Genomic DNA, 12684 nt, shown 5'->3' with positions numbered 1-12684 from the left:
TTTAATGCGTGCTCTGCTACGGTGTAGTAGATTAATGTTGTATACAATGAACTGAATTTTTAAAGATTTTATGGTGGCTATAGCTCAGTTGGTAGAGCCCCGGATTGTGATTCCGGTTGTCGTGGGTTCGAATCCCATTAGTCACCCCATATTTGTTTTATGTAGTTTGCGAGGGTGGCGGAATTGGTAGACGCGCTAGCTTCAGGTGTTAGTATCCTTACGGATGTGGGGGTTCAAGTCCCCCCTTTCGCACCATAATATAAATAAGTTTTAAAAATTACATAAAAAACATTGTTAAATAGAGATTTTTTTCGGCGAGTAGCGCAGCCTGGTAGCGCAACTGGTTTGGGACCAGTGGGTCGGAGGTTCGAATCCTCTCTCGCCGACCAAATTTTAAAGAAACCCTGCAATTTATAGCAGGGTTTTTTCTTTTGTGTGCCCAGTATGGGCGCATTCCTGCGAGTGAAAGTTTTGTCATAAGCGTATCATAGCAAATTAATTGAAGTGCAATTACATGCCAGCAACCAAATATGGGAGTAAGCGTGTAGCGTAAGTCATGAGCTCATGCATAGCAGGCGCAGCCAAGCAAGCGGAATGGACTAAAAACTACAAGACTTTCATTATTAAGGCGAAATAGCATAAATGCGGTGATTGTGTGATGAAGAATAATGCGTTTTTACTTGGTGGAGATTTCACCTAACGCCTCAAAGGGTGGCGGTAAAAGTCGGAGTGAGAAGTCAGTAGAGAGCGTAATAAGTGGCTAATAAAGAGCTATGCTAATTATACCATTATATTTAGTAAACAAATAAGTGTGAATAAGTTAGTTTATACGCGTTATCTGTCAACATCGACTTCCCTATTTTTATAGCGAAAAAATAGCATAATTGTATTTAAAATGTTGTTTTTTATCTATTTTTAAAAGTTTGTCGTGTTTTAACAACAAAGCTAGTAATCAATGTCTCAATATAGAGACATTTTATTTCATGAAAAATAAAGAAAAAATATAAATATTGCTATAACGTCTCTAATAAGAGACAGTTTGATAATGTGTATCGTGAATTGTGGCAATTAAAGTAAATAAAATTATTTTGTTAAAAGGCAAACAATAGTTAATTGGTGAATATTTATTCAATAATAGGCGCAAAAAGATTATCTTTGAGTAAAAAGTAATATTTGGCATGAATTATGCTCTAAGATAGAGTGTAGATGCTCATCCTGCTTCTTGTGATAGCTTTAGCTTCATAAACTATTGGATGACGCAGAGCCAATTTGATGTGCCTATTGTCCACGTTATCGATGCATAATATCCATCACCAACCGGACGCAACGTTGAGTGAGGCACAATCCGTCTGTAGACCTGATTGTATTTTGACACCTATCTTTTGATAGGTGTTTTTTTATTTTGTTAATTATTTAGCAAAGCTAAAATTTTATTCAACAGGTAATTATTAAATAATATTATTGATGCTATTTGATCCAAATGTTTTACGTTAAAAATGTCAAATCAATCGATAAAGGTAAAAAAAGCCTCCATAAGTTAGAGGCGGGATCAAAACAATAGAGAATAGGGAGTCATCAATTTTCATGCTTTAATGAAAAAAGTAAGCCATGTTGGCGAATTTGTGCTGCTTCTTCCACTTTATGTTGTTTATCTAAAGCATCAGCAAGCCAAGCAAAGTCGTGAGCATCAGGACGTTGTGCTAAAGCAGACTTAAAATATTTTTCCGCTTCTTGCCATTCGCCATGCTGTAATGCCAGTTGACCTAATGTACTATTTAGTAAGGGAGTGGCACCACCTGACTGTTTTATTAGATTGGTCAGGATTTTATTCATTGCTTTGCTATCGCTAATTTGTAAACGAGGAACCAGCAATAAAAGATGCTCATCATATTGCTGTTTTAAGCCTGTAATAATAATTTTTTCTGCTGCTTCGCTATCGTCGCATTCAATAAGGCGAGCAGCAACGATCGATTGTAGTACCGGATCATGACGTATTTTACGTCCTTGAGACTGCCACCAATCTTTTAAATTTTCGCTGCCACCTTCAGCCATATATTGATTAATCAAACCTTTATAGGCGTCTTTACGTAATTTATCGATCTCTTCTGCACTATATAACTTTTCTTTTTGCATAATAGGCAAAAGTTCAATAAGCGCTTGATAAGCTCCTGAACGTTGATAGGCTTGTTCTGCCATTCTTAAGACTTCAGGGTGCCGTGGTGCCTGATCCAGTAATTTATCAACACCGTGGCGTGCTGCATGAATTTTACCTTCAGCAAGCTGTATACGCACGCGTGTAATATCAACAGGAAGTTGATGGTTACCCGCGACTTCTGCTGCCCGCTCAAGATATTGATTGGTACGATACTCATCACCACGTTGTTGAGCGGCTTCTGCTGCCAGCAGATAGTTAACAACCGGTTGTTCTGCATAGTCAGCATGACCTATCAGTAGTTTTTCGACTTGTGAAAAATCACCTTCCGCTAATTTTAGTAATGCTTTTTGTGTTTGACTGTGCGCTTTATGATATTTACGGCCTTTTAGCCAATTATGGGTAAATGATGAGGTACCGCGAATACGACGATAGCACCAGCCAAGCAAACAAAAAATAAATTGTAAAATAATAAAACAGGTGACTAAACCGGTTACACTGGTTTCAATATCGTAGTTGTTGGTTTGGATCAGTACATAACCTTGGTGCCCGGCGACAATGGGACCAATAATGATGCCAGCAATCAGTACAATAAAAAGGATCAGTACTTTTATCATGCCGTTCCCTCCTGGGCGGTTTTATTGCTAGGTTTTACCGCTTCTTCTGTTGGAGCAGGAGGAACTATTTTTATGTCATGATTTGTTCTCTTTTCGTTGGTTGGTTGCGTTTTTTGCGGTTTCGGTGTTGGAGAAGAAGGGATTTGCCCTTGAATACGTTTTTGCAACGCTTTATCGAGTAGTAATAAACTTTTTAACTCGCTGGGAATATCCATTGTAATCGGTTGTTCAATCAGTTTATCGACTTCGGTAAGGAAGGCTTTTGTTGCTGCGTCGTTGGTATTAAAGTAAATTCGAATCCAGGTTGAAACTTGCTCTAAAGATTGTTTATAAATTTGCTCTTGATGACGAGGTACGGCTTGGGCGGCAATAAGTAGTTGTGCTCGAATATTGGCGCGTAGGTAAATGTCCTGATTTGGTGCAAGTAAAGGAGTTTCATGAGAATCCCTACGACGAATAGTAATAAAATTTTTACTAAAACTTTTCCAACTTTGGCTAAGATTTTGTTTCCAATCAGCAATATTATTGGAAAGTTCGGTGCTATCCTCATCCATGGGGTTACCATCTGGAGCACTATCATTTATGCGTAAATTATCGATATCACTGCTCAGTTGATTAAGCTTTAAAATAATTCCGTCATAATCAATTTGGGTAATGGCTGATAGCCCACTGATATCATTATTAAGCGTTTTTCGGATCTCAATTAAATTAGGATCATTCATTTCTGCTAGACTTGCATCAGCACTTTTTAATAAGGCAATCGCAGTAACGGGATCATAGTCATTCCAAAGTTTTCGGCCAGCCATTTTGGCTAAGAAATCAGCTTGGGCAAGTAACCAGCGTTTCACATCTGTACTTGAAAGTGTTGTTATTTGTGCTTGTAATTCTTCGACGCGTTGTTCAAGTTGTTGCTCATATTCTTTTTTATCTAACTGGCTAATACGCTGGGATTCAACCAATTGGTTAATTTGCTGTTTTTCTGTTTCTTGTTGACGTAGTAATTCATTTATTTGTTGTTGTAATTCACTGCTTTCATTGACTATTTGTTGATGTTTTAGATGAAGATAATAATAGAAGCCACCACCGAGTATGATAATAAGAACGATAGTAATTATACTACCAAACAGACCAGAACGCTTTTGCCTATGGGGGTTACCATTTTTGGCGGTAGATTGCGTTGCTGTCTTTGAGGCATTTGATGGGTTTTCATTCACCTCATTCGGTTTATTCTGTTCCGTCATAATTAATATCTCAATATCGGTTTACATTAATGCCTGAATTAAAGCATCATTATTAGCACTTTTGGCTACTTTGACTGATTGCCATCCTAATTGGTAAGCAGTACTGGCCAAACGTTCACTGACAATAATCAAGTGGCGAGAAAGCAACCAAGGTTTAACATCATCTGTAATTAAGTTAAATAATAAATGTAACATTTCGCCACTGGTAACAATAATTGTTTTAATATTTGCCTGCCGCCATTGCAACTGGAAAGTTTGTCGATCATATTTTATTGGTTGACGTTGATAACACTCACAATAATCAATATGACTTCCGCGCGATTTTAACGTTGCGGCGAGTAGTTCACGTCCACCGTTACCCCGCAATAACAAAGATTTTTTGCCTAATATTGATTGTAAATCAGGTAATTCAATTAATGTCTCACTAGTTTCACCAGCTTGAGATAGTTGAATAGGCAAATTAGTTAATCGGTGAAAAGTCGATGCTGTTGAGTGCCCTATACCATAATAGGATAGCGTATCAGGCCATTTTCGTCCTGCTAAATAAAGTGCTGAATTAGCATGCCATACCGCATTTGGCGATAAGAAAAAAACCTGATCACCATTAGTTAGCCTGGCTAATTTAGTCGGCAGAAGGGCTAGTTCATTACCTGGCATAATTTCAATCAGTGGAGCATGAAATGCCATTTTTCCTAATGACCTAATACGTTGAACAAGTTTTTCACCGCTGGGGTTTGGTCTGGTGACCAATATACTCATCGAGAAAATGCTCCTGGCGAAATTTTGTTAAGAATTTGTTTGGCACCGTTATTGAGTAACTCCTCCGCAAGTTCAATACTCGCTTGTTGAGCGTCTTCAGAGGTAAAATATCTTTCTGCACGAATAATTTGACTACCATCGGGTGCACCAACTAGCGCTCTAAGCCAAATTTGTTTATTTTGCCAAATAGCATAACTACCTATTGGGACTTGGCAGCCACCTTCCAATCGATTGTTGACGGCTCGTTCTGCTTGAATACAGATAGCAGTATCATGATGATGTAATGACGCTAGAAAATGTTGTGTGTGATAGTCATCTAGACGGCATTCAATACCAATTGCGCCTTGCCCAACTGCTGGTAATGACTGCTCTGGTGGCAGTGGCATACGTATGCGTGTTTCTAAACTTAGACGTTTTAAGCCAGCTGCAGCAAGAATAATACCATCGTATTCACCATTATCTAATTTACTCAACCGTGTTCCGACGTTACCACGCAGATCTCGAATAACCAAGTGGGGATAAGTATGACGTAGTTGGCATTGGCGGCGTAGGCTTGATGTTCCTATAATACTCCCAGCTGGAAGCGCATCAAGGGAATCGTACTGATTGGATACAAAAGCATCACGAGGATCTCCTCTCTGGCAAATAGCCATTAATCCTAAGTTATTAGGAAAAGTTGCGGGAATATCTTTTATAGAATGAACAGCAATATCAGCTCGGTTTTCTAGTAGTGCATTTTCTAATTCTTTGACAAAAAGTCCTTTGCCACCAATTTTAGCCAAGGGAGTATCAAGTAGGATATCACCTTGAGTACTCATGGGAATGAGTTCAATCGTTAGTGTTGGATGATGCTTTTCTAATTGTGTTTTTATGAAAATCGCTTGCCACATTGCTAATGGACTTTTCCTTGTTGCGATACGCAGTGTTTGTGTTGACATATTTTTATTTTTCTTAGGTAATTAGATTATGAGTGAATTATAAAGGAAAGGTAGACAGTTTTAACATTTTGGTAAGTTTTTTTCCAGTTGTAGCTGAACACTTAATAAATATAGCTAATGCATAGTTCAATTTGTAAACAGGAAAAAGTGGTTTACAACAGTTGCAAGGTGATTTTTTGTTATTGGATTAAAGCAAATAAATACATATTCAATTAATTTTTTTATATTTATCTGAATATTTATTAATGGAGGTAATTATAAAAATTTGATAAGAAAATTTAACCAATTGTTTCCTTTTTTTATACAGATCATCTATTTGAAATTCTTAGAAACGAAAAAGATTTTTTAGGTAAAAGAATGGAAAGCATTTAGTGTGAAAAATGAACAGTTAATGTAGGTGTAATGTACTTTACCCTTTTGGTACAAAATGTTAAATTGATCACGTTTCTAGCAACCTATTCAAAAAGCTTATCGCTGTTATCGTTCCCCAATACCCAAGGAACCAATGGCTGAGTTAAGGTTATTTATTTTTTAAAGTTAATTCAGGCAAAACTTTTGTATCTTTATATTGAGACACTAAAGCAAAGATTGGATGCGATCAATCAATTACGACTGGAACGAGCATCATCTTCTATGAATGAAGCGTTCAAGCATGTATATGGATTGCTGCCAGTTTTATTAAATTATCATCATCCCATGTTACCTGGTTATATAGAAGGTAATGTACCTGCTGGTGTCTGTTTTTTTGCGCCTGATGCTCAGCAAATTAATTGGTTAAAGCAGTTTGAGGCATATCTTTTTTGTGAACTATCTTCACAACAAACCAATGGTGAATTACCTATTACAGGTATTTATTCCATGGGAAGTACATCATCAATCGGGCAAAGTGATGTTTCTGATTTAGATATTTGGGTATGTCATCAATCATGGTTAGATCAAGAAGAAAGACAACTGCTACAAAAAAAATGTACATTAATTGAGCAATGGGCGTCCTCGCTTGGTATAGATGTTACTTTCTTTTTAATTGATGAAAATCGTTTTCGCCACCATACGAGTGGTAGTTTGAGCGATGAAGATTGCGGAACAACACAACATATATTGCTATTGGATGAATTTTATCGTACAGCGGTTCGTATGGCTGGGAAACGTTTGCTATGGATGATGGTACCCGCAGAAGAAGAAGCCAATTATGATGAATATGTTTTATTTTTGTACGCGCGGGGAGTATTAACGCCAAATGAGTGGTTGGATTTAGGCGGCTTAGGTGAATTATCGGCTGAAGAGTATTTTGGTGCTAGCTTGTGGCAATTGTATAAAAGTGTTGATTCTCCTTATAAAGCGGTGCTGAAAAGTATTTTACTGGAAGCTTATTCCTGGAATTATCCGCATGGTATGTTGCTGGCAATGGAATTTAAGAAACGTTTGCATGCCGGGGAAATTGTTTCCTATGGTCTGGATGCCTATTGTTTAATGTTAGAACGCGTTACCCGTTATTTAATGGAAATCGGTGATTTTAAACGCCTTGATTTGATTCGTCGCTGTTTTTACCTCAAAGTTTGTGAAAAATTGTCTGATAAAAATAGTACCTCGGTGAGTGGTAGTTGGCGCAGGCAGGTGTTATCACAGCTTGTTACTTCATGGGAGTGGAATACAGAGCGATTAAGCGTCCTCGACAAACGAAATTATTGGAAAATAGCGCAGGTTCGAGATGCACATAATGAATTACTCGACACCATGATGCAAAGTTATCGTAATCTTATTCGCTTTGCCCGTCGTAATAATTTACGGATTAGTGCAAGCCCACAAGATATTGGTGTGTTGACAAGGAAATTGTATGCCGCCTTTGAAGTATTACCTGGCAAAGTCACTTTAGTTAATCCGCAAATTTCACCAGATCTATCTGAAAGTCATCTTACTTTTATTTATGTTCCTGCTAGGCGCGCCAATCGCAGTGGTTGGTACTTATATAATAAGGCGCCAACTATTGATTCTATCATTGGACACCAACCTTTAGAATATAACCGTTATCTTAGTAAATTAGTGGCATGGACTTACTTCAATGGTTTATTGACAGAACAATCCCATATTTATATTCATAATGGTGGTTCACAATGTGATGAGAATAAATTACATCAATTTATTAATGATATAACCACAAATTTTCCTATTCGATTACTAGCACCCACACCAAAAGCTTTATATAGTCCCTGTGAAATTCGCCATTTAGCCATTATTGTTAATTTAGAGAAAGATCCGACAGCGGTGTTTTCTGATCAAATTATTCATTTTGATTTACGTAAATTAGACATATTGAGTTTTGGTGATCCACCGCAATGCTTAGTGAGTAGTATTGATCTACTGTATCGTAACTCTTGGAATGAGGTAAGAACACTGCATTTCTCCGGTGAGCAATCTATGTTGGAAGCATTAAAAACGATCCTGGGCAAAATGCATCAAGATGCTGAACTGCCAGATGTGGTTGAAGTTTTCTGCTATAGCCAACATATGAGAGGGTTGATCGGTACACGTGTTCAACAGCTGGTTTCAGAATGTATTGAATTACGTCTATCAAGCAGTTGTAATGACTCAGGGCGTTTCAAGGCACTACGTATTGCAGGTCAGACTTGGGGATTATTTTTTGAGCGTTTGAATGTTTCAGTGCAGAAATTGGAAAATGCAGTCGAATTTTATGGTGCAATTTCTAATAATAAATTACATGGTTTGCCGATAAAATTGGATATAAAAGAAACTTATCATTTACCTTTAGTTGTTGATGGTTATGCCAGTGAAGGGATTGTACAATTCTTCTTTGAGGATACAGAAGAGAATCATGGTTTTAATATCTATATTTTAGATGAAAAAAACCGGGTGGAAATTTATTCACACTGTGAAGGAAACAAAGAAGAACTTGTTAGGGATGTTAGCCGTTTTTACTCATCCTCACATTATCGTTCTACCTACCGTGCAAGTTTAGTTAATTTCAATTTACCGCAATTTTATCAGATAATAAAAGTAGAAGATAAAAATCAAGTCATTCCTTATTTGTCTAGCTCATTTTCAAACTCACCGTTCAATGAGAATGTCTGTCGAGAAGAATCAGGTATTAGTTTTTATATACATTAGTAATAAAGAATGATATTTGTTTTTTCGCAGTTAGAGATCAAATGAAAATGGTTCACCACTTTGTTCACTAATAGCATAGGCTAATATTTGGATAAAATTTTTATTACTGCGAGTACAATACCAATTGTCTATTTTATAATTAAAGTGGTAACCACCTGACCGTGTAGCTAGCCATATTTGATGGAGTGGTTCTTGGCGGTTGATAATAATTTTACTATCATTTTCGAAGGTTAGTGTCATAATACCGCCATGGGTTTCGCAATCGATATCATTATTACCATCATACTGATCAAGTTGTTCTTCTATTTTATTCATCACTTTATCAACCAGTTGATGAAATTCTGTGTCTGTCATCGTCAATTTCCTATTTGCTTTTCTACGCCTAACTGCGATTATAGATTATAAAGGATAATGATTTAAACATGCGGGCGTTAACATAATGAAAAAATTACTTTGGCTATTTATGACATCGATATCTTTAACCTTACTTTCTGCTTGTGGTTTGAAAGGGCCACTCTATTTTCCAGCAAAAGCAACAGCGGAGCAAAAGACTGAAAGTACGATATCGTCTAAAGAGACAGAACATCAATCGATACAGACCGAAACATTGCAAAAATCGAGTAATGATAAAATAGCCAATTGATTAAGATGGAGTAGAAAATGCAATTCTCCAAAATGCATGGTTTGGGTAACGATTTTATGGTGGTAGATGCCGTTACTCAGAATGTTTATTTTTCTCCTGAACTTATTTGTCGTTTATCAGATCGACATAAGGGAATTGGATTTGATCAGCTTTTAGTTGTTGAAGCACCTTATGATCCCGATCTTGATTTTCATTATCGTATTTTTAATGCCGATGGTAGTGAAGTGGCTCAATGTGGTAATGGTGCCCGTTGTTTTGCTCGTTTTGTTCGCCTTAAAAAACTGACCAATAAACGCGATATCAAGGTAAGTACTCAATCTGGCAGGTTGACATTATCAGTAGCAGAAAATGAAGATGTTTGTGTCAATATGGGAGTTCCTGAGTTTGAGCCAAATAAAGTACCATTTAAAGCGCAAAAAGCTGAGAAAACTTATATAATTAGAACTCAGCAACAAACAATATTATGTGGCGTGGTTTCTATCGGTAACCCTCATTGTGTATTACAGGTTGAAAATATTGACACGGCTGAAGTTGCTTTATTAGGGTCGATGCTTGAAAAGCATGAACGTTTTCCTGAGCGAGCTAATATAGGATTTATGCAGGTTATTGATCATGAACACATTCGATTACGTGTACATGAACGTGGTGTAGGAGAAACACAGGCTTGTGGAAGTGGTGCCTGTGCTGCTGTTGCTATCGGTATTCAGCAAGGTTTATTAAAAAAAAATGTCCGTGTTGATTTACCTGGTGGCATGCTAAAAATTCGTTGGAATGGACTGGGTCATCCACTGTTTATGACAGGCCCTGCGACACATGTTTATGATGGTGTTATTCATTTCTAAGTTTTGTTTGGTTAAGAGGTCTTTTATTATGGATAAAAAAGAAGCAGCATTTGATCCTCAACCTCTGTTAGATGATCAGACAGTCGTAAAATATCTAAAAAGCAATCCTCATTTTTTTATTCGCAATGCTGCTGCTGTTGAACAGATACGGGTTCCTCATCCGGTTCATCATGCGGTTTCATTAGTTGAATGGTCGATGAAACGTCAACGAGTTTATATCCAAAATCTGGAACAGGATATGCAACTATTGGTTGAGCAGGCGCGCAATAATGAAATACTATTTAATCGACTGTTAAAATTGGTTATTCAGCTATCAACGGCAGATGATTTTGCCGATTTTCAGCGACGTTTATATGCTTGGTCAAGAAGTTTTGGTTTGAGCGGTGCTTATATTCGCTTGTTTAGTGATTGTTGGCAGCTAGGCATACCAATGGATGCGCAAAAAGTTATGATTTCTCGTCAGGCATTTGAGCCTGTTCGTATTCAGCGATTTGGTGAAAAAAATCATTATCTTGGTACGTTAAATAATCCAGAAATATTATTATTAATGCCAGAGGCAAATCATGTCGGTTCGGTGGCTATTTCTTTATTAGGTCTTTATGGTAATTTAGGGATGGTGATCTTTAGTAGCCGCGATACTCAGCATTATCAAAAAGGGATGGGAACGACAATGCTTGACCACTTAGCCAAATTATTGCCCGATTTGCTATTACGCTGGGTAACTCGTGCATGAATTCAACACGGCAAAGCTTGCAGCAGCGAATTGACGACTTTTTGCGTTACTTACGTGTAGAACGGCAGCTAAGCCCCGTAACGATTATTAATTATCAACGCCAATTAATCATGTTAATGGACATGGCTATAAATATGAACATCAATGATTGGACGCAATTAGAAACATCACATGTTCGTATGATGGTTGCAAAATGCCGCCGACAAGGATCACAGGCAGCGACTCTCGCTTTACGTCTTTCGTCATTAAGAAGTTTTTTAAATTGGTTAGTTGAGCAGGGCATATTAACCGCTAATCCAGCTAAAACCGTTAGAACGCCGAAAAATAAACGCCATTTACCAAAAAATATCGATGTAGATGAAGTCAATCAATTGCTAAATATTGATTTAGCAGATCCGCTATCTGTACGTGATAGAACCATGTTGGAAGTGATGTATGGCGCAGGATTGCGTTTATCGGAACTGGTTAATTTGAATTGCCAACATCTGGATTTACCTAATGGTGAAGTTTGGGTTATGGGAAAAGGTAGTAAAGAACGGAAGATACCATTAGGACGTATTGCGGTAGAATGGTTAATCCGTTGGCTTGAGATGCGCCAGCAATATGTTAAGCAAGACGAAGCTGTTTTTATCTCAATCCAAAGAGGAAAACGTATTTCCGCTCGGAATGTACAAAAGCGTTTTGCATTATGGGGAATTCGTCAGAATGTGAGAAGTCATATTCATCCTCATAAACTTCGTCACTCTTTTGCCACTCATATCCTGGAATCAAGTGGCGATTTAAGGGCAGTTCAAGAGTTACTAGGACATGCTAATCTTTCTACCACTCAAGTTTATACTCACCTAGATTTTCAGCATTTAGCCAAGGTTTATGATGTGGCTCATCCAAGGGCAAAAAGGGAGAAACCTTGAATGCATGTTTATCGGCAATTAACTTCTATTGCAGCGATTACCTTTGATTTGGATGATACACTATATGATAATCGCCCTGTTATTGCTAAAACTGAACAGGAATTATTAAATTTTATTCGTTGCTATGACGATCGCTTTAATAAACTTCAATTTGCCGATTTGAAAAACTATCAAACGTTAATTGTTAATCAATATCCTGAAATTTATCATGATGTTACACAGTGTCGTTGGTTAGCAGTCAAGGCGTTACTTTGTCAGTATGGTTACGATCGGGAAGGATCTGCTGGTGGTGCTGACGATATAATGGCACACTTTTCTTATTGGCGTAGTCAAATCGTAGTCCCAGACGTGACCCATAAAATCTTATCTACCTTAGCCGAAAAATTCCCACTAGCGGTTATTACTAATGGCAATGCAGATCCGTATGCTTGTGGATTAGGCGATTATTTTCAATTTGTTTTAAAAGCGGGGCCAGATGGACGCGCTAAACCGTTTAGTGATATGTATTATCTTGCTGCGCAGAAATTTAATATTGTAGTGGATAAAATTTTACATGTCGGTGATGATTTAACAACCGATATTCAAGGTGCTTTACACAGTGGCATGCAAGCTTGTTGGATCAATACTAACAGTAGCAACTTATTAGCCACCAATGAGAATGACATATTACCTCATATTGAGATCACCGGTTTAGCTTCACTCATTGCGCTGATATAATCTTCTCA

Annotated in this window: 11 protein-coding genes and 3 tRNA genes; 9 read left to right on the top strand and 5 right to left on the bottom strand. The window is 37.5% G+C overall.

Features of this window, described 5'->3' with window-relative positions:
- Positions 1 to 73 precede the first annotated feature (73 nt).
- From WH390_RS10920 to WH390_RS10910, 3 genes are all read left to right on the top strand, one after another.
- Positions 74 to 149: transfer RNA gene (locus WH390_RS10920), tRNA-His, on the top strand.
- A 19-nt stretch (positions 150 to 168) separates the two neighbouring features.
- Positions 169 to 255: transfer RNA gene (locus WH390_RS10915), tRNA-Leu, on the top strand.
- Between the two features lie 57 nt (positions 256 to 312).
- Positions 313 to 389: transfer RNA gene (locus tag WH390_RS10910), tRNA-Pro, on the top strand.
- Positions 390 to 1575: 1186 nt separating this feature from the next.
- Here WH390_RS10910 and hemY read toward each other — a convergent pair.
- The 4 genes from hemY to hemC are packed head-to-tail and all read right to left on the bottom strand — an operon-like array spanning position 1576 to position 5707.
- Positions 1576 to 2769: a protoheme IX biogenesis protein HemY gene (gene hemY, locus WH390_RS10905; RefSeq protein ID WP_032114336.1), complete on the bottom strand. Its 1194-nt coding sequence runs from the start codon at positions 2767 to 2769 to the stop codon at positions 1576 to 1578.
- Entirely contained in the window at positions 2766 to 4010 is a 1245-nt protein-coding gene (gene hemX, locus WH390_RS10900; RefSeq protein ID WP_406850579.1) for a uroporphyrinogen-III C-methyltransferase, read from the bottom strand. The genes hemY and hemX overlap by 4 nt, the downstream gene beginning before the upstream one ends.
- A gap of 21 nt (positions 4011 to 4031) precedes the next feature.
- On the bottom strand, positions 4032 to 4769 hold the full coding sequence (gene hemD, locus WH390_RS10895; protein WP_032114337.1) for a uroporphyrinogen-III synthase: 738 nt from the start codon (positions 4767 to 4769) through the stop codon (positions 4032 to 4034).
- Positions 4766 to 5707 carry a hydroxymethylbilane synthase gene (gene hemC, locus WH390_RS10890; protein ID WP_032114338.1) on the bottom strand — a complete coding sequence of 314 codons (942 nt, stop codon included), beginning with the start codon at positions 5705 to 5707 and terminating at the stop codon, positions 4766 to 4768. The genes hemD and hemC overlap by 4 nt, the downstream gene beginning before the upstream one ends.
- A 555-nt stretch (positions 5708 to 6262) precedes the next feature.
- On the opposite strand from hemC, the gene WH390_RS10885 reads away from it, so the two are divergent.
- A complete protein-coding gene (locus WH390_RS10885) occupies positions 6263 to 8830 on the top strand; it encodes a class I adenylate cyclase (RefSeq protein ID WP_052044771.1) in 2568 nt (855 codons plus the stop codon).
- Positions 8831 to 8860: 30 nt separating this feature from the next.
- On the opposite strand, the gene cyaY is transcribed toward WH390_RS10885, so the two are convergent.
- Complete coding sequence (gene cyaY / locus WH390_RS10880) at positions 8861 to 9184, bottom strand: iron donor protein CyaY (RefSeq protein ID WP_032114339.1); 324 nt, start codon at positions 9182 to 9184, stop codon at positions 8861 to 8863.
- An 85-nt stretch (positions 9185 to 9269) separates the two neighbouring features.
- Between cyaY and WH390_RS10875 the strand changes: the two genes are divergently transcribed.
- The 5 genes from WH390_RS10875 to yigB are packed head-to-tail and all read left to right on the top strand — an operon-like array spanning position 9270 to position 12676.
- The gene (locus WH390_RS10875) at positions 9270 to 9473 is read left to right on the top strand and encodes a lipoprotein (protein ID WP_032114340.1); all 204 of its coding nucleotides are present in this window, start codon (positions 9270 to 9272) and stop codon (positions 9471 to 9473) included.
- A 17-nt stretch (positions 9474 to 9490) separates the two neighbouring features.
- Positions 9491 to 10315, top strand: a complete 825-nt coding sequence (gene dapF / locus WH390_RS10870; protein ID WP_032114341.1) for a diaminopimelate epimerase — start codon at positions 9491 to 9493, stop codon at positions 10313 to 10315.
- 28 nt (positions 10316 to 10343) lie between these two features.
- Complete coding sequence (locus WH390_RS10865) at positions 10344 to 11048, top strand: DUF484 domain-containing protein (protein ID WP_032114342.1); 705 nt, start codon at positions 10344 to 10346, stop codon at positions 11046 to 11048.
- A complete protein-coding gene (gene xerC / locus WH390_RS10860) occupies positions 11045 to 11959 on the top strand; it encodes a tyrosine recombinase XerC (RefSeq protein ID WP_032114343.1) in 915 nt (304 codons plus the stop codon). The genes WH390_RS10865 and xerC overlap by 4 nt, the downstream gene beginning before the upstream one ends.
- Positions 11960 to 12676, top strand: a complete 717-nt coding sequence (gene yigB / locus WH390_RS10855) for a 5-amino-6-(5-phospho-D-ribitylamino)uracil phosphatase YigB (protein WP_032114344.1) — start codon at positions 11960 to 11962, stop codon at positions 12674 to 12676.
- Positions 12677 to 12684: the final 8 nt, after the last annotated feature.

Origin of the sequence: Candidatus Arsenophonus nilaparvatae, from assembly GCF_045346035.1 — a bacterium.
Classification (GTDB): domain Bacteria; phylum Pseudomonadota; class Gammaproteobacteria; order Enterobacterales; family Enterobacteriaceae; genus Arsenophonus; species Arsenophonus nilaparvatae.
The sequence above is the reverse complement of the archived record's forward strand: the minus strand, read 5'-3'. Positions and strand labels throughout refer to the sequence as shown.